Annotated in this window: 16 protein-coding genes; 8 read left to right on the top strand and 8 right to left on the bottom strand. The window is 68.1% G+C overall.

All coding sequences use genetic code 11. The annotated features are described in order from the left end of the window. Positions 1-166 precede the first annotated feature (166 nt). Positions 167-1,060: a LysR family transcriptional regulator gene (locus ACIQCN_RS09235; protein ID WP_400606480.1), complete on the bottom strand. Its 894-nt coding sequence runs from the start codon at positions 1,058-1,060 to the stop codon at positions 167-169. A gap of 127 nt (positions 1,061-1,187) precedes the next feature. Here ACIQCN_RS09235 and ACIQCN_RS09240 point away from each other — a divergent pair, with 127 nt between their 5' ends. After that, a complete protein-coding gene (locus ACIQCN_RS09240; RefSeq protein ID WP_400606482.1) occupies positions 1,188-1,937 on the top strand; it encodes a 3-hydroxybutyrate dehydrogenase in 750 nt (249 codons plus the stop codon). Between the two features lie 12 nt (positions 1,938-1,949). On the opposite strand, the gene ACIQCN_RS09245 is transcribed toward ACIQCN_RS09240, so the two are convergent. Then, positions 1,950-2,213 carry a hypothetical protein gene (locus ACIQCN_RS09245; protein WP_400606484.1) on the bottom strand — a complete coding sequence of 88 codons (264 nt, stop codon included), beginning with the start codon at positions 2,211-2,213 and terminating at the stop codon, positions 1,950-1,952. 187 nt (positions 2,214-2,400) lie between these two features. After that, positions 2,401-2,778, bottom strand: coding sequence for a winged helix-turn-helix transcriptional regulator (locus ACIQCN_RS09250; protein ID WP_400606485.1), 378 nt, complete (start codon positions 2,776-2,778; stop codon positions 2,401-2,403). 122 nt (positions 2,779-2,900) lie between these two features. On the opposite strand from ACIQCN_RS09250, the gene ACIQCN_RS09255 reads away from it, so the two are divergent. The 5 genes from ACIQCN_RS09255 to ACIQCN_RS09275 all read left to right on the top strand — a co-directional run bounded on the left by ACIQCN_RS09255 (position 2,901) and on the right by ACIQCN_RS09275 (position 8,716). Then, entirely contained in the window at positions 2,901-3,764 is an 864-nt protein-coding gene (locus ACIQCN_RS09255) for an SDR family oxidoreductase (RefSeq protein WP_400606487.1), read from the top strand. Between the two features lie 174 nt (positions 3,765-3,938). Then, complete coding sequence (locus ACIQCN_RS09260; protein WP_400606489.1) at positions 3,939-4,772, top strand: IclR family transcriptional regulator; 834 nt, start codon at positions 3,939-3,941, stop codon at positions 4,770-4,772. Between the two features lie 158 nt (positions 4,773-4,930). After that, positions 4,931-6,628: a urocanate hydratase gene (locus ACIQCN_RS09265; protein WP_400606492.1), complete on the top strand. Its 1,698-nt coding sequence runs from the start codon at positions 4,931-4,933 to the stop codon at positions 6,626-6,628. A gap of 98 nt (positions 6,629-6,726) precedes the next feature. Then, positions 6,727-8,319, top strand: coding sequence for a histidine ammonia-lyase (hutH, locus tag ACIQCN_RS09270; protein WP_400610574.1), 1,593 nt, complete (start codon positions 6,727-6,729; stop codon positions 8,317-8,319). Between the two features lie 160 nt (positions 8,320-8,479). Beyond that, positions 8,480-8,716 (top strand): hypothetical protein, encoded by a 237-nt coding sequence (locus ACIQCN_RS09275; RefSeq protein WP_377216796.1) that lies wholly within the window; start codon positions 8,480-8,482, stop codon positions 8,714-8,716. A 90-nt stretch (positions 8,717-8,806) separates the two neighbouring features. Here ACIQCN_RS09275 and ACIQCN_RS09280 read toward each other — a convergent pair whose 3' ends face one another. Genes ACIQCN_RS09280 through ACIQCN_RS09295 form a run of 4 tightly spaced genes read right to left on the bottom strand, consistent with a single transcriptional unit; the run spans position 8,807 to position 12,269 of the window. After that, positions 8,807-9,196, bottom strand: coding sequence for a universal stress protein (locus ACIQCN_RS09280; RefSeq protein WP_400610576.1), 390 nt, complete (start codon positions 9,194-9,196; stop codon positions 8,807-8,809). Positions 9,197-9,226: 30 nt separating this feature from the next. Continuing rightward, positions 9,227-10,765, bottom strand: coding sequence for a tripartite tricarboxylate transporter permease (locus ACIQCN_RS09285; protein ID WP_400610578.1), 1,539 nt, complete (start codon positions 10,763-10,765; stop codon positions 9,227-9,229). Continuing rightward, the gene (locus ACIQCN_RS09290) at positions 10,765-11,268 is read right to left on the bottom strand and encodes a tripartite tricarboxylate transporter TctB family protein (protein ID WP_400606500.1); all 504 of its coding nucleotides are present in this window, start codon (positions 11,266-11,268) and stop codon (positions 10,765-10,767) included. Before ACIQCN_RS09290 ends, ACIQCN_RS09285 begins: the two co-directional genes overlap by 1 nt. After that, positions 11,265-12,269 carry a Bug family tripartite tricarboxylate transporter substrate binding protein gene (locus ACIQCN_RS09295; protein ID WP_400606502.1) on the bottom strand — a complete coding sequence of 335 codons (1,005 nt, stop codon included), beginning with the start codon at positions 12,267-12,269 and terminating at the stop codon, positions 11,265-11,267. Before ACIQCN_RS09295 ends, ACIQCN_RS09290 begins: the two co-directional genes overlap by 4 nt. A 243-nt stretch (positions 12,270-12,512) precedes the next feature. Here ACIQCN_RS09295 and ACIQCN_RS09300 point away from each other — a divergent pair, with 243 nt between their 5' ends. Next, entirely contained in the window at positions 12,513-14,087 is a 1,575-nt protein-coding gene (locus ACIQCN_RS09300) for an ATP-binding protein (RefSeq protein WP_400606979.1), read from the top strand. Next, positions 14,084-14,770, top strand: coding sequence for a response regulator (locus ACIQCN_RS09305; RefSeq protein WP_400610579.1), 687 nt, complete (start codon positions 14,084-14,086; stop codon positions 14,768-14,770). Before ACIQCN_RS09300 ends, ACIQCN_RS09305 begins: the two co-directional genes overlap by 4 nt. Before the next feature lie 49 nt (positions 14,771-14,819). On the opposite strand, the gene hutG is transcribed toward ACIQCN_RS09305, so the two are convergent. Continuing rightward, positions 14,820-15,779: a formimidoylglutamase gene (gene hutG / locus ACIQCN_RS09310; protein ID WP_400610580.1), complete on the bottom strand. Its 960-nt coding sequence runs from the start codon at positions 15,777-15,779 to the stop codon at positions 14,820-14,822. Between the last annotated feature and the right edge of the window lie 43 nt (positions 15,780-15,822).

Genomic DNA, 15,822 nt, shown 5'->3' on the forward strand with positions numbered 1-15,822 from the left:
CAAGCTCGGCCAGGGAACCCGGCGGGCGTGGGCCGACGCCACCCGCACCCTAACCTCGCAAGCTCGGCCAGGGAACCCGGCGGGCGTGGGCCGACGCCACCCGCACCCTAACCTCGCAAGCTCGGCCAGGGAACCCGGCGGGCGTGGGCCGACGTAGCTATCGTTTTCAGCGGCCCAGCAGCGCGCCGCGTTCCAGCTCCATCTGTTCCCGCAGGGCATGGACCACGGCGGCCACGGCCGGGCGCCGTAGCGAATCCCGCCGCAGTACCATCCAATACGGCAGCAGCTCGCCGATCCGGTCCGGCAGCAGGCGGACCAGGTCCCCGTGCCGGTCGCCCATGAAGCACGGCAGGAACCCCACGCCCGCGCCTGCCCGGGTCGCCTCCACGTGGACGAACACGTTGGTGGAGGTCAGGGCGTCGCGCATCGCCGGGACCAGGCGCCGCGGGGCGTCGAGGTCGTCCACCTGCAGCATCGAGTCCACGAAATAGACCAGCGGATGCGCCTGGAGCTCGGCCACGGTGGCCGGCGTTCCGTGTTCGGCCAGGTAGGCGCGCGAGGCGTACATGCCCAGCCGGTAGTCGCCCAGCCGGACGGCCTCGGCGCGGTGCACCTGCGGCTCGCCTACCACCACCTCGATGTCCAGTCCCGACCGCTGCTGCAGCGCCCTGCGCGTCATGGTGATGATTTCCACGGTCAGGCCGGGGTGCTCGCGCCGCAGCGCGGCCACTGCAGGTGCCGCGATATAGGCGCTGAAGCCGTCCGTCGCGGTCATGCGCACGACGCCCGTAATCGGGTCGGGCGCCTTGCCCGCCGGTCCCAGCGTGCCCATCACCGTCTCCACCTGCTCCGCGGCCCGGACCGCCCGGGCGCCCAGCTCGGTCAGCTCCCACCCGCCGGCCGCCTTCGCCAGGACCCGCCCGCCGAGCGCTTTCTCAAGCGCGGCGATCCTGCGCGACACCGTGGTGTGGTTCAAACCCAAGGTTTGCGCCGCCGTCGTAAATTTTGCCGAGCGGGCCACCGCGAGCAGCACCAGGAGATCATCCGGATTGACGTTCATATCTGCAATTCTGCACACAACTCGTGCCTCTTTGGCCATTGAAGCTCCGTGCTTGTGCAGCAATACTCAGGGAAAGCGGTCAGTAGCGCAGGTCACACGCCCGCGCGCTGGGAAGGAACGGATGGGCATGGAAAACACTTTGAACGGCCGCAAGGCGCTGGTAACCGGCGGTGCCGGCGGAATCGGTGCCGCCTGCGTGCGGGAGCTCGCCGCCCGGGGAGCCAAAGTGGTGGTGGCGGATATGGATGCCGCCGGAGCCGAGGCACTCGCGGACGAGGTGGGCGGCACCGCGTGGGCCGTGGACCTGATGGATGTGGATGCGCTGACCACCCTGAACCTGGACTGCGACATCCTGGTCAACAACGCCGGAATCCAGCGCATCAGCCCTATCGAGGAATTCGATCCCGCCGATTTCCGCCGGCTCGTCACCCTGATGCTCGAGGCCCCGTTCCTGCTCATCCGGGCGGCCCTGCCGGCCATGTACGCCAATGGGTACGGCCGGATCATCAACATTTCCTCCGTGCACGGCATCCGCGCCTCTCCTTTCAAGAGCGCCTACGTTTCTGCCAAGCACGGCCTGGAGGGGCTGAGCAAGGTGACCGCGCTGGAAGGCGGCGACCACGGCGTGACCTCCAACTGCATCAACCCCGGCTACGTCCGCACGCCGCTCGTGGAGAAGCAGTTGGCCGACCAGGCGGAGGTGCACGGCATCCCCGAGTCCGAAGTGCTGGCCAAGGTGATGCTCACCGAGGCGGCCATCAAGCGGCTGGTGGAGCCGGAAGAGGTTGCTTCGCTGGTGGGCTGGCTCGCCTCGGACCAGGCCGCGATGGTCACCGGTGCCAGCTACACGATGGACGGCGGCTGGTCGGCCCGCTGAGGTTCACCGCCGCTAGTCCAGCGTTTTGAGCTGCCGGTGGTCGTAGAAATACAGGCCGTGCGGAGTTTTCACGCCCACCGCCCTGCCCTGGCGGGAAACCACCACGCCCTCACGCCTGCCGTTGAAAGGGTCGTCCCCCACCACGGCGTCGCCGATCCGGTAGGGGGACCGCGGGCCCGGATGTTTTTGCACCCTGCCCCATGCCCGGGCCACCGCGGTGGCGAGGCTGATGGGACGGCCCAATGGGGACGGGTCCTCGACATAGCCCTTGACCATGCGTACCAACTCCTGGGGCGGCGGGCAGCCGCGTCCTCGCGGTGCTGATGGCCGGAACGCTCCAGCAGAGGAGGGCCCTCCTATCCCGGCCGGCACCGTACCCCCAACGTTAGCCGCAGTTCACATTTGTCACACCCGTAACAGGTACTCGGTTTTTTGTCGGCCCGCTACTGGCCGCTCCGCACTGTCAGCGGGCGCCGTTGATGATTTCTTCGGCGTTGTCGAAGGCCCAGCCCACCAGGGGAACGAGCAGTGCGGTGAGGTCGTAGCCCTTGGCGGTGAGGCTGTAGTCCACGCGTGGCGGAATGACCGGCTGGGCATGCCTGCTCACCAGGCCGTCGCGTTCGAGCGTCCTGAGCGTCTGGGCGAGCATCTTTTCGCTGATGCCCTCCGCCCGCCGCCGCAATTCGCTCCACCGCTGTTCACCTTCGGAAAGGGAGAGCAGGATCAGCACACCCCACTTGCTGGTGATGTGGTCCAGCAGCGTCCGGCTGGGGCACCCGGCCGGGAAGACGCCGTCGGCAAAGGACGCGGGGAGGGCAGAAGGGCGCGCGGGTGCTTCCATGCCTCCAGCTTACCGTCGGGTTAGTACCTTACCTGAAAGTGCGTACTCTCTTTTGGGAAGTAATCGGGCGCCCGGCCGGTTGTGTCCTTTTGACAATCCTGTACGTCCTGAAAGGAACCACCATGAGCATCGTCGTCACCGGCGCCACCGGCCAGCTTGGCCAACACGTAATCGAGGCCCTGCTGGAGCGCAACGTTCCGGCCGCGGAAATCGTCGCCGCAGGCCGTGCCACGGAGAAGCTGGCGGCCTTTGCGGCCCGGGGCGTCCAGGTGCGGTCCATGGACTATTCCGACGCCGGATCGGTCGCCGGCGCGCTCCGGGGCGCCACCCGGGTCCTCCTCATTTCCGGCAGCGAGGTGGGCCGGCGGGTGGAACAGCACCGCACCGTGATTGAGGCGGCCAAGGCGGAGGGCGTGCAGCTCCTGGCCTACACGAGCATCGCGAATGCGGAGACCACGGGCATGAAGCTCGCGGGCGAACACCAGGCCACCGAGGCCATGCTTCGCGAGTCCGGCCTGCCCTTCACCCTGCTGCGGAACGGGTGGTACCTCGAAAATTACACAGACCAGCTCGCAGGGGCCGTCGCGCAGGGTGCCCTTGCCGGCAGCGCGGGCGACGGCAAGGTCAGTGCCGCCTCCCGGGCCGACTATGCCCAGGCGGCCGCGGCGGTCCTTACCGCCGAGGGCCAGGCCGGCAAGGTATATGAGCTGGGCGGCGATGAGCCCTTCACCATGGCCGAGCTCGCCGCGGAAATCAGCGCAGCAACCGGTCAGGACATCACCTACACCAACCTTCCGGCAGGGGATTATGCCGGACTCCTCTCCGGAGCGGGCGTGCCGGAGGCCTTCGCCGCGATCCTGGCAGATTCGGACCTTGGCATCGCCCGGGGCGACCTCGTGGTCAGCAGCGGCGATCTCCGCCGGCTCATTGGGCGCCCGACGACGTCGCTCACCGACGCGATAAGGTCCGCCGCAGCTTCCGCATAAGCGCCAGGCCCAACCGGCCGGCGCGCCGGTCACCCGCCCCACCCCCACCCCGGACTTTCCCCGGTAGGGGTGGGCTTAGGCGGGTCTGGTATTTCAGACAGCTGTTGCGCCCAAGCGGCCTGGATCTCCACGCTCCGCAGTGCATGCTGGAGTACGGGATACCGGACACGAGGGATGAAGAGGGCAGAAACCATGGGCACCGAAGCCGCCGCCGCGCAGACAGCGGTCAAAACCGCGTCCAAGGTCCCCGCCGCGGAAAACACCCTCCGGATCCTGAAGCTGCTGGCATCGCGCCGGGGTCCCATGGCGGCGTCGCAGATTGCCTCCACTCTCGGGCTGCCCCGCTCCAGCGTCTACCACCTGCTCGGCGTCATGGAGGCCAACGGCTTCGTGCTGCACCTGCACGAGGAACAGCGGTACGGCCTGGGGATCGGCGCGTTCGAACTCAGTTCCGCCTACTCCCGGCAGGAACCGCTTTCCAGGCTGGGCCGGCCGCTCCTGGCCTCACTGGTGGACGCGCTGGGGGAGAGCGCACACCTCGCGGTCCTGCACGGCCGGGACGTGCTCTACATTGTTGAGGAGCGCGCCAAGAACCGGCCGTCCCTGGTGACCGACGTCGGCGTGCGGCTTCCCAGCCACCTCACCGCCAGCGGCAGGGCCATCCTTGCGGCGCTTCCCAAGTCGCAGGTCCGCGCCCTGTACCCCAATGCCGCGGCCTTCTCCGCCCGCCACGAGGTGGAGGGCGCCATCATGAAATACTCCGCGCTGTCCTCGCACCTGGACCAGGTCCGCCAGCGCGGGTACGCCACAGAACATGGCGAGGTCACCCCCGGCTTCGGCTCCATCGCTGCGGCGGTCACTGACCACACCGGCTGGCCCACCGCCGCCATCGCCGTGACGTTCCTGGAAGACAAGCTGCCCCAGCCGGAATGGCCGGCCCTGGCAGCCCGGATCCAGAAGGCCGCGGACGAGCTTTCCCTGCGCCTGCACGGACGTCCCGCGCATTAGTCCGGCCTGCAACCCGCGCGCGTCTGGAATTCCGGACAGTACCACCTGAAAACCCCTGCTGCAGGCCGCACTTTGGGGCTTTAGTAGATACAGAACTTCTTCCACGCGGCGCTGCCGAGCAACGCGTCAATATCTACCCGAACCACAAAGGAGCCATCATGGCACCCGCCGATTTCACCACCGGTGCCCGCCCGGTCAAAGCAGCCCGCGGCACCGGGCTTACCGCCAAGTCCTGGCAGACCGAAGCGCCGCTGCGCATGCTGATGAACAACCTGGACCCGGAGGTCGCCGAGCGTCCGGATGACCTGGTGGTCTACGGCGGCACCGGCCGTGCTGTCCGTTCCTGGGCCGCGTTCGACGCCATCACCCGGACCCTGGAAACCATGGAACAGGACGAAACCCTGCTGGTCCAGTCCGGCAAGCCTGTGGGCGTCTTCCGCACCAACGAGTGGGCCCCGCGCGTGCTCCTGGCCAACTCGAACCTCGTCGGTGACTGGGCCAACTGGCCCGAATTCCGAAGGCTCGAAGCCGAGGGCCTGATGATGTACGGCCAGATGACCGCCGGGTCCTGGATCTACATCGGCACGCAGGGAATCCTGCAGGGAACCTTCGAGACCTTCGCCGCGATTGCCCGCAAGCTCACCGGGGACGAGAACGGCACCCTCGCCGGCACCCTCACCCTCACCGGCGGCTGCGGCGGCATGGGCGGCGCCCAGCCGCTGGCCGTCACGCTGAACGAAGGCGCGTGCCTGATTGTCGACGTCGACGAGACCCGGCTGCGCCGCCGCGCCGGCAAGCGCTACCTCGACGAAGTGGAAACCGACCTCGACGCCGCCATCGCCAAGGTGCTCAAGGCCAAGGAAGAGCGCCGCGGCTGGTCCGTCGGCTATGTGGGCAATGCCGCCGAGGTCTTCCCCGAGATCCTCCGCCGCCACCGGGCCGGCGAACTGACCGTCGATATCGTCACCGACCAGACCTCCGCCCACGACCCGCTGAGCTACCTGCCCGAGGGCATTTCCGTGGCCGAGTGGCACCGCGAGGCCGAGGCGGATCCGGAAGGCTTCACCAAGAAGGCCCAGGCCTCGATGGCCCGGCACGTCCAGGCCATGGTGGAGTTCCAGGATGCCGGCGCCGAGGTCTTCGACTACGGCAACTCGATCCGCGACGAGGCCCGGAAGGGCGGCTATGAACGCGCCTTCGAGTTCCCCGGCTTCGTCCCGGCGTACATCCGTCCGCTGTTCTGCGAGGGCCTGGGCCCGTTCCGCTGGGTGGCGCTGTCCGGTGATCCCGAGGACATCGCCGTCACGGACAAGGCCATCAAGGAGCTGTTCCCCGAGAACAAGCACCTGCACCGCTGGATTGACGCCGCCGGAGAGCGCGTTGAGTTCGAAGGCCTCCCCGCCCGCATCTGCTGGCTGGGCTACGGCGAGCGCGCCAAGGCAGGACTGCTGTTCAACCAGCTGGTCAAGGAAGGCAAGGTCAAGGCCCCCATCGTGATCGGCCGCGACCACCTCGATTCCGGCTCCGTTGCCTCCCCGTACCGTGAAACCGAGGCCATGGCCGACGGCTCCGACGCGATCGCCGACTGGCCACTGCTGAACGCGCTGCTGAACACCGCATCCGGTGCCACCTGGGTGTCCCTGCACCACGGTGGCGGCGTCGGCATCGGCCGCTCAATCCACGCCGGACAGGTCTCCGTGGCCGACGGCACCGACCTCGCTGCCCGGAAGCTCGAACGGCTCCTCACCAACGACCCCGGCATGGGCGTCATCCGGCACGCAGACGCCGGCTACGACCGCGCCCTCGAGGTCGCCAGGGAACGCGGCGTCCGCATCCCAATGTCGGAAACCCGCTAACCGAGCCCCAATTCCACATCGGTTGCTCCGTAGGTGCCGTTATGAGTTCCCAAAAGGGCACTTACGGAGCAACCGACGAGATGTAAGTAGGAACCACGATGACCATCACCACCCACGAACCGCTGACCGTCACGCTCGGCTCCAGCGGCGTCACGCCCGAGGATGTGCTCGCCGTCGCGCGCCACAACGCCAAGGTGGCCATTGCCCCTGAGGCCCTCGACGCCGTCGCCAAAGTCCGCGCGCACATCGACAGCCTCGCCGCCAGCGACACCCCCGCCTACGGCATCTCCACCGGCTTCGGCGCCCTCGCCAACCGGCACATCCCCAGCGAACTGCGCACCCAGCTGCAGAAGAGCCTGATCCGCAGCCACGCCGCAGGGATGGGGCCGGCGGTGGAACGCGAGGTGGTGCGCGGCATCATGTTCCTGCGGGCCAAGACGCTCGCATCGGGCCGTACCGGTGTCCGTCCCGTGGTCCTGCAGACCATGGTGGACGTGCTCAACGCCGGTATCACCCCGGTGGTCCGGGAGTTCGGGTCGCTCGGCTGCTCCGGTGACCTCGCCCCGCTCTCGCACTGCGCCCTGGTGCTGATGGGCGAAGGCGAAGCGGAAGGGCCCGACGGCGTTACCTACGGTGCGCGGGGAGAGCGGACGGTCGCTGAGCTGCTTGCAGCGCACGGGATCGAGCCTGTCATCCTCGCGGAGAAGGAAGGTCTCGCGCTGGTCAACGGGACCGAGGGCATGCTGGGCATGCTGCTGATGGCCATCGCTGACCTGCGCAAACTGCTGACGACGGCGGACATCACCGCGGCGCTCAGCGTGGAGGCCCTGCTGGGCACCGACCAGGTGTTCCTGCCGGAGCTGCACGCAGCCCTGCGCCCGCACCCGGGCCAGGCCGCATCAGCGGAGAACATGCTTCGCGTGCTGTCCGGATCGCCCATCGTCGCCTCGCACCGGGTGGGTGACTCAAAGGTCCAGGACGCCTACTCGCTCCGCTGCGCGCCGCAGGTCGCCGGTGCGGTCAGGGACACCCTGGACCACGCAGCCCTCGTGGCTTCCCGCGAGCTGGACGCCGCCATCGATAACCCGGTGGTGCTCCCGGACGGCCGGGTCAGCTCCAACGGCAACTTCCACGGGGCACCCGTGGCGTACGTGCTGGACTTCCTGGCTATTGCCGTGGCGGACCTGAGCTCCATTGCCGAACGGCGTACGGACCGCATGCTGGATCCGGCGCGCTCCCACGGACTCCCGGCCTTCCTGGCATCGGACCCGGGCGTGGATTCGGGGCTGATGATTGCGCAGTACACCCAGGCCGGGCTCGTCTCGGACAACAAGCGGCTGGCCGTGCCGGCATCGGTGGACTCCATTCCGAGCTCCGCCATGCAGGAGGACCATGTGTCCATGGGCTGGCACGCCGCCAGGAAGCTGCGGAAGGCGGTGCAGAACCTGCGCCGGGTCCTGGCCATCGAACTGGTGACGTCCGCACGCGCCCTGGACATCCGCACCCAGCTCTCCGGCGGTGTCCTCACCCCGGGTCCTGCGGGCGCCGCCGTCGTGGCGGCTCTGCGGAACGTGGTGGAAGGACCCGGCACGGACCGGTTCCTTTCCCCGGAACTGGAAGCGGCCGACCTGTTGGTTGGCTCCGGCGAGGTGCTCCGGGCGGCCGAATCCGCCGTCGGAAGCCTCGCCTGAGAACGAAGGATCTTCGGTTCTCCACGGCTCCTGTCCAAAGGGCGGAATTAACACCGCGTTGGTCATTCGGCGGCCTGGAATTGTAGTAGAACTGAAGGTGTAGTGAAAGTCACATCAAAGAAGCTGTGGCACGGACGTATACAAAGGGGTAGAAGTTCAAATGAAAGCACGTGGGGCAGTCCTGTCGAGGCGCCATGCCCACTCCGCCACGGTATCCGACTGGAAGACCTTCCAGCCCGGGGACCGCGTCGAGATCATCAAGCATGCGCATGTGGTGGCAGCCGGGGAGGTGGAGGAGGTCTCGCAGAGCGGAAACGTGCTGTGGCTCGTCCCTGCCGGTCCGGCTGAAAAGCAGCTCTTCCTTAAATCTGACGGCGTGCAGGTGCGCCGCAGCTAGCAAAACCCCTTGAAACCCAAAATCCCCGTCAGCTGCAGCAGCGGACGGGGATTTTGTGTTCGGCCGGGGACGCAGACCGGTGGCAGCCAGTCAGGCCTTCACGGCCAGCACCGGGCAGTCGGCTTCGAGGAGGATCCGCTGGGAGACACTGCCCAGGATCAGTTTCCCCACGGGGGTCCGGCGGCGCAGCCCGATCACGATGAGCTGCGCGTCATGTTCCTCCGCGGCGTCCAGGACCTCGGCGGCGGCATCGTGGCCGCGCACCGGCTGCCGGATGACATGGTCCACGCCCTGGATGGCCAGCCGGTCCTCGATGGACTGGATCTCCGGCTCCTGTGCGTAGCGGTTGTCCACCAGGGCGTCTCCCTTGGAGGAATTGATCACCAGGAGGGTGGCGCTGTTCCTCTTGGCTTCTGCGATGGCCTGGGTGAGGGCGGCTTCGCCTTCCGGGGTCGGGACGTATCCCACCACGATGGTCATGATGTCTCCTTTGGTGTGGGGTGGGGTTGCTTAGTCGCTGTAGTCAGCTGCGCCGGAATTGGCGGGCACCAGGGATTCCTTCGCCGGCCGCTTCCGCCGTACCAGCCGGAAGAGCAGCGGCCAGAGCAGAATGAGCCCCACGAGGATATAAACCACGACGGCGATCGGCTCACTGAACAGCCCTGCCGGGTCTCCGGCGCTGAGCTGGAGGGTCTTCCGCAGCTGCCCTTCGATGCGCGGGCCAAGGATGACGCCCAGGACCAGCGGCAGGACCGGCAGGCCGAACCGCCGCATCATGAAGCCCAGCGCGCCGAGCAGCAGGAGGATCACCAGGTCGAACGCCTGCAGGTTCACTGAGTAGGCGCCCAAGGTGGCGAAGAACAGGATGCCCGCGTAAAGGTAGGGCCGGGGCAGCTGCAGGAGCTTGGCCCACAGCGGCGCCATGGGAAGGTTGATCAGCAGGAGCAGCAGGTTGCCGATGAAGAGGCTGGCGATGAGCGCCCACACAAGCGGTCCCTGGCTGGAGAACAGCTGGGGTCCGGGCTGGATGCCGTAGGTGGTGAACGCGGCAAGCATGACGGCGGCCGTCGCATTGGTGGGCAGGCCCAGGGCCAGCATGGGGGTCAGTGTTCCGGCGGCTGCGGCGTTGTTGGCCGCTTCCGGACCGGCCACGCCTTCGATGGCGCCCTTGCCAAACTCCTCGGGATGCTTGCTCAGCCGCTTCTCGGTCACGTAGGACAGGAATGTGGGGATCTCCGCGCCGCCGGCCGGCAGGGCGCCGAAGGGGAAGCCGAAGGCGGTACCGCGCAGCCACGGCTTCCACGACCGGCCCCAGTCCTTCCTGCCCATCCAGGGCCGGCCTACGGGAATGACATGGAGGGGCGTGCGGCGCAGGTGCGCTGCCACCCAGAGGGCTTCGCCCACCGCGAAGATGGCCACGGCCACCACCACGATGTCCAGCCCGTCGGCCAGCAGGGGCTGGCCGAACGTGAGGCGCCGCTGGCCGGTGACCGAGTCCATTCCCACCAGGCCGATGGCAAGGCCCAGCGACAGGGACGCGAAACCGCGGAGCCGCGAGTTCCCCAGCACGGCGGTGACGGCGAGAAGTGCCAGGATCATGATCGCGAAGTAACTGGGGGCGCCCAGGCTCACGGCGAACTTGACCACCACGGGCGCGAACACGGCAAGAAGCGCCGTGCCGATGGTGCCGGCGACGAACGAGCCGATGGCCGCCGTCGCCAGCGCCTGTGCCGCACGGCCTGCCTTGGCCATCTTGTTGCCCTCAATGGCGGTGACGACGGAGGATGATTCGCCCGGCGTGTTCAGCAGGATCGAGGTGGTGGAACCGCCGTACATGCCGCCGTAGTAGATGCCGGCGAACATGATGAACGCGCTGGTGGGTTCCAGTGCGTACGTCACCGGGAGCAGGAGCGCAACGGTCATGGCGGGGCCAAGCCCCGGAAGGACGCCGACGGCGGTTCCGAGGATTACGCCGATCATCGCGTACAGGAGGTTCATGGGGGTCAGGGCGGTGGCGAAGCCGTCCATCAGGGAGGACCAGATGTCCATTAGAGGACTCCTTCCAGGAGTCCGGCCGGGAGCGCGATGCCCAGGCCGAGGTAGAAGCCGTAGAAGGTCAGGAGCGACAGTGCCAGGGAGATGAGCCCGTCGCGGACGTAGCGGCGGCTCCCCAGGGCCAGCACGCTGCCCCAGAACAGCACGGTTCCGGAAATCACCCAGCCGGCCCAGTCGATCATCAGGATGTTAAGGATGAACGCGCCGGCCAGCGGCAGAACGGTCTTCCAGTCCGCTGGGTGGGTAAGGTCCACGTCCTCACCGCCTTCAGCCTCGCCCTGGCCGCCGCGGAGGACGTTGATGGCCAGGAGGACGGCGCACGCGACCAGCATGCCGGCCACGATGAAGGGAACGGTCTTGGGCCCCACCGGGTCAGACTGGGAGTACGGGGCGACCAGTCCGTTTGCGTCCAGGAAGACCAGGACGCCGGCAGCGCCGAGCAGGAGGGCTACCCCCAGCTCGGCGCGGCCTTTAAGGCTGGCAGCCAAAGAGCTCACGCCAGGCCCAGTTTCGTCAGGACGTCCTCCACCCGCTGGTCCTGCTCGGAGAGGAAGGTCTCGAACTCGTCGCCGGTGATGAAGGCATCAGTCCAGCTGTGGGTCTTCAGGGTTTCCTTCCATGCCTCCGTGCCGTGCATCTTCTCCAGGGCGGCGATCAGGGACGCCTTGTCCTCCTCGCTGATGCCCGGAGGGGCCACGACGCCACGCCAGTTGGTGAACACCAGATCGATGTTGGATTCCTTCAGCGTGGGGGCGTCAACGCCTTCCAGCCGCTCTTCGCCGCTGGTGGCAAGGACGCGGACTTCGCCGGACTTGATCTGCTGCAGGTACTCGCCCGCGCCGGAAGCGGCGAACCCGAGCTTGTTGCCGAGGATTGCGGGCAGGAGGTCTCCGCCGCCGTCGTAGGACACAAAGTTGACCTTGGTGGCGTCGATGCCCACAGCGCCGGCCAGCTGCATGGGCAGCAGGTGGTCCGGGCCGCCGGGGGAGGAGCCGCCGCCAACGGAGATGGAGCCGGGATCGGCCTTCCAGGCCTTCACCAGGTCATCGATGGTCTTGAACGGCGAATCCTTGCCGACCATGATGGCGCCGGGCTCTTCGATGAGGCGGGCCAGCGGGGTGGTCTCGGTCAGCTTGGATTCGGACTTGTTGGTGTAGCTTGCGCCCACCACGCCCAGGCCCATGAGCATGGCAAGGTCGCCGTTGCCCTTCTCGTTGACCACACGGGCCAGGCCAACGGTGCCGCCGGCGCCGGCGAGGTTGAAGACCTCGGTGTTGGTTGCGATCTTCTCGTCGTCGAGGACCTTCGCGGCTGCCCGGGCGGTGGTGTCGTAACCGCCTCCGGGGGTGTTGGGAACCATGATCTGAAGCTTGGTGATCGGCCCGGCTGCGCCGGTACTTTCCGAACCCGAGGTCTTGCCGGTGGCACCGCAGCCGGTAGCCATCAGGGCGATGCCGGCGGCGACGGCGGCAACTCTCAATGCGCGGATCTGGCGCATGGTATTTCCTCTTCTCGTAAAACTGGTCAGCACTGCTGAACGGGTATGTCCGATGCTAGGTTCGGCCGTGATGCCGGTCACTCTTGTGTACGCAGAGAAACTTAAGTTCATTGCGTTCACGCAGGACGGCGCCTGCGGGGGCCGCGCGGCAGCCCTGCGGTATAGTTCCGGTACCCGCGCCGGAGGCCGGGGAACCTGTGATCCACCCTAAGGAAACCAACACCAGTGACTCGACGAAGAGGAATGTCCCTGGCGGGACAGTACCTGGTGCTGCAGCTGCTGATCGTCCTCGCCGTGCTGGTGGGCGTGGTGGCCATCTCCCTGGCCCAGTCCGCCGCCACCTTTGAACGCGTGGAGGGGCGCCGGGCGCTTTCCGCCGCGGAAGCGCTGGGCAACAACCCGACGGTCCGTGCGCTGTTGCCCGATGCCGAACCGCGCACCGGGTCGGCGCTGCCGGCCGTGGCGGAGTCCGTCCGGACAGTCTCCGGGTCCGCGCAGGTGACGCTCGCACGCGTGGACCGCACCGTCGTCGCGTCTTCCGATCCGAACCTGCTGGGGCGCCAGCTGGAGCTTGGCCCCAGCCGCGTCATGGAAGGCCGGGCCTGGACCGGAGTGGTGGGCGGGACCCGCACCGACATCCTCTCCGCGCACGTGCCTGTGCTCAACGACGCCGGAGAGATGATCGGCATCGCCTCCATCAGCCGAAATTTTCCCACCGTCCTGGAGCGGCTGGGCGGGGCTGTTCCCAACCTCCTCACCTACCTGGGCGTGGCCAGCGTTCTCGGCGTTGCGGGCTCGCTGCTGCTGTCGCGGCGGGTCAAGCGGCAGACGCTGGGCATGGAACCGAGCGAGATCACGGGCCTGGTGGAAAACCGCGAAGCCATGCTTCGCGGCCTGAAGGAAGGCGTGGTGGCGCTGGACCTGAACGAACGCATCACGGTGGCCAACGACAGCGCCCGTGACCTGCTCGGCCTGCCGGCGGACTGCGTGGGAAAGAACCTGGGCTCGCTTCCGGTGGACCCGGCCCTGAAGACGGTCCTCACCCGCGACCAGCCGGACCCGGACCGGCTTGTCCTGGTGGGGGAGCGGCTGGTGGTGCTGAACCGGGTGCCGATCAGTTCGCGCGGCCGGCAGATAGGCTCGGTTACCACGCTGCGTGACCGGACGGAGCTGTCCTCCCTGGAGCAGGAGCTCGGGGCCACCCGCACCGCGACGGACACGCTCAGGGCCCAGGCGCATGAGTTCGCCAACCAGCTGCACGTGATCTCCGGGCTGATCCAGATCGGAGACTACGAGTCGGTGGTCCAGTTCGTCAACGGCGCCACGGTGGACCGCACCAGGCTCAATGACGAGGTCACCAGCCGGATCCAGGATCCCGCCCTGGCCGCCCTGCTGATTGCCAAGTCCAGCCTCGCCACGGAGCGGGGGGTCCAGCTGCAGCTCCTCCCGGACTCCCTGCTGCGCCCGGTCAGCGATGAGCTGTCCCGGGACCTCGCCACAGTGGTGGGCAACCTGGTGGACAACGCGTTCGACGCCGTCACGGGACTTCCGCAGGCTGCCGTCAGGGTGCTGGTGGCGGACAACGGGAAGCAGGTGACCGTGACAGTGCGGGACACCGGACCGGGCGTGCCGGCCGGAGCGGAGGAGGACATCTTCCGGCAGGGGTTCACCACCAAGGATTCCGGGCGCGACGGCGGCCGCGGCTTTGGCCTGGCCCTGTCCCGGGTGGTGTGCCGGCGTTCCGGCGGGGACCTGACCGTGGCCAACGACAACGGGGCGGTATTCACTGCCCGTTTCACCAGGAAGACAGCAGGATGATCAAGGTACTGATCGTTGACGACGATTTCATGGTGGCCAAGGTGCATGCCGGCTTCATCCAGCGGACCCCGGGGTTCACGGTGGTGGGAGCCGCGCACACCGGGGCCCAGGCCATAGCCGAGACGGGACGGCTGCGCCCGGACCTGGTGCTGCTGGACATCCACCTGCCGGACATCAACGGACTGGACCTCATGCACCGGCTTCGGGAGGTCGCCCCGGAGCTGGACGTGCTGGTGATCAGCGCCGCCCGTGAGGTGGAGACAGTGCGGAAAGCCCTGCGCGGCGGCATCGTCCATTACCTGATCAAGCCGTTCTCACAGGCGGACCTGCAGGAGCGGCTGGAGCATTACCGCAGCGCCTACCATGGCCTGGATTCGGCCAAGGATGTCGCGGAGCAGTCCGATGTTAACCGCGTTTTCGGCCTGGACCGCGTCCTGGGGCTGGACCGGCCGCAGCGGCCGCTGCCGAAGGGCTGCAGCGCGGAAACCCTGAAGCTGGTGGAGTCGGCACTGGCCGGCGCCGCCGGGGACCTGTCAGCGGCCGAGGTCGCCGAGCAACTGGGAACGTCCCGGGTGAGCGCCCGCCGCTACCTCGAATACCTGTATGACGAGGGGGCGCTGGAGGTGCGGCTGAAATATGGGGTGGGCCGCCCGGAGCGCCGCTACGTGGTCAAGGGACGCTAACCGGGGTCAAGGGGCAGCGACCGGGCACCCGTCATCAGCACCCCCGCGGTCAGCGCAGCAGTGTGTTCAGCAGCCGCGCGGCCACCCTGGCGGTCCGGCCGTCGATGTCGAATTCCGGGTTCAGCTCTGCCACGTCCAGGTGCAGCAGCTTGCCGCTCGCAGCCACCTGCCGGCACACCGCGCTGATCACCGGCAGCGGCACGCCGTAGGCGGCTGGTGCGCTGACGCCGGGCGCCACCGGCGCGGGCAGCACGTCCAGGTCGATGGTCAGGTACAGCACGTCGATGTCCGCCAGGAAGCCGGCCACAAAGGCCTCGGTGCGCTCCGCGGTGCAGTCCTCGTCCAGGAGGTACTGCACGCCGAGTTCGCCTGCCGTGTCGAAGAGTGCGCGGGTGTTGTTGGGTTCGGAGATCCCGACGACGGCGTACCGGAAATCGCGGCCGGCGGCGGCTTCGGCGCGGGCCATCTGGAGGAACGGAGTGCCGGAGCTTGCGACCGGTTCGTCGCGCAGGTCGAAGTGCGCGTCAAGGTTCAGGACGCCCAGCCGCCGGCCGCCCTTGACATCGGCCGAGGCGGCGACGCCGAGGTAGCTGGCATACGCGGTTTCGTGGCCGCCGCCGAGCACCACGGTGAGGTGGCCGGCGTCGAGCATGGCAGCGACGGCGCGGCCCGCGCGCTCCTGGCCGTCCTCCAGGGACCCGTCGGTGACGGCGACGTCGCCGGCGTCGGACACGGTCCTGCCCAGGTGGAAGGCGAGGGGGCCCAATGCCGCTCGGATCGCGGCCGGCGCAGCTGCCGCACCCTGCCGGCCCTTGTTCCGCCGCACGCCCTCATCGCTCGAGAAGCCCAGCAGGGCAGCCGGCCTGCTGGCCTGTGCCGCAGCGGATTCCGCCGGTCCGGAGTATGGCTGCACCGCCTGCCACCAGCGGCGGTGGGCGGCAGCGTCGCCGTCGTTCCTTCCGGTCCATGGCTGGGGCGGGGTGTCGACGGCAGGGCTCACGGCTGGCATGGTCCAAGCTCATCAAACGGGCCCGGCAAAAACCAGCAGCGCC

Source organism: Pseudarthrobacter sp. NPDC092424 (assembly GCF_044754925.1).
In the GTDB taxonomy this organism is placed as follows: domain Bacteria; phylum Actinomycetota; class Actinomycetes; order Actinomycetales; family Micrococcaceae; genus Arthrobacter.

What these genes read in the sequence shown, in the direction of transcription:
- ACIQCN_RS09235 (WP_400606480.1), bottom strand. Translation starts at nt 1,060, where the DNA reads ATGAACGTCAATCCGGATGATCTCCTGGTGCTGCTCGCGGTGGCCCGC.
- ACIQCN_RS09240 (WP_400606482.1), top strand. Translation starts at nt 1,188, where the DNA reads ATGGAAAACACTTTGAACGGCCGCAAGGCGCTGGTAACCGGCGGTGCC.
- ACIQCN_RS09245 (WP_400606484.1), bottom strand. Translation starts at nt 2,213, where the DNA reads ATGGTCAAGGGCTATGTCGAGGACCCGTCCCCATTGGGCCGTCCCATC.
- ACIQCN_RS09250 (WP_400606485.1), bottom strand. Translation starts at nt 2,778, where the DNA reads ATGGAAGCACCCGCGCGCCCTTCTGCCCTCCCCGCGTCCTTTGCCGAC.
- ACIQCN_RS09255 (WP_400606487.1), top strand. Translation starts at nt 2,901, where the DNA reads ATGAGCATCGTCGTCACCGGCGCCACCGGCCAGCTTGGCCAACACGTA.
- ACIQCN_RS09260 (WP_400606489.1), top strand. Translation starts at nt 3,939, where the DNA reads ATGAAGAGGGCAGAAACCATGGGCACCGAAGCCGCCGCCGCGCAGACA.
- ACIQCN_RS09265 (WP_400606492.1), top strand. Translation starts at nt 4,931, where the DNA reads ATGGCACCCGCCGATTTCACCACCGGTGCCCGCCCGGTCAAAGCAGCC.
- hutH (WP_400610574.1), top strand. Translation starts at nt 6,727, where the DNA reads ATGACCATCACCACCCACGAACCGCTGACCGTCACGCTCGGCTCCAGC.
- ACIQCN_RS09275 (WP_377216796.1), top strand. Translation starts at nt 8,480, where the DNA reads ATGAAAGCACGTGGGGCAGTCCTGTCGAGGCGCCATGCCCACTCCGCC.
- ACIQCN_RS09280 (WP_400610576.1), bottom strand. Translation starts at nt 9,196, where the DNA reads ATGACCATCGTGGTGGGATACGTCCCGACCCCGGAAGGCGAAGCCGCC.
- ACIQCN_RS09285 (WP_400610578.1), bottom strand. Translation starts at nt 10,765, where the DNA reads ATGGACATCTGGTCCTCCCTGATGGACGGCTTCGCCACCGCCCTGACC.
- ACIQCN_RS09295 (WP_400606502.1), bottom strand. Translation starts at nt 12,269, where the DNA reads ATGCGCCAGATCCGCGCATTGAGAGTTGCCGCCGTCGCCGCCGGCATC.
- ACIQCN_RS09300 (WP_400606979.1), top strand. Translation starts at nt 12,513, where the DNA reads ATGTCCCTGGCGGGACAGTACCTGGTGCTGCAGCTGCTGATCGTCCTC.
- ACIQCN_RS09305 (WP_400610579.1), top strand. Translation starts at nt 14,084, where the DNA reads ATGATCAAGGTACTGATCGTTGACGACGATTTCATGGTGGCCAAGGTG.
- hutG (WP_400610580.1), bottom strand. Translation starts at nt 15,779, where the DNA reads ATGCCAGCCGTGAGCCCTGCCGTCGACACCCCGCCCCAGCCATGGACC.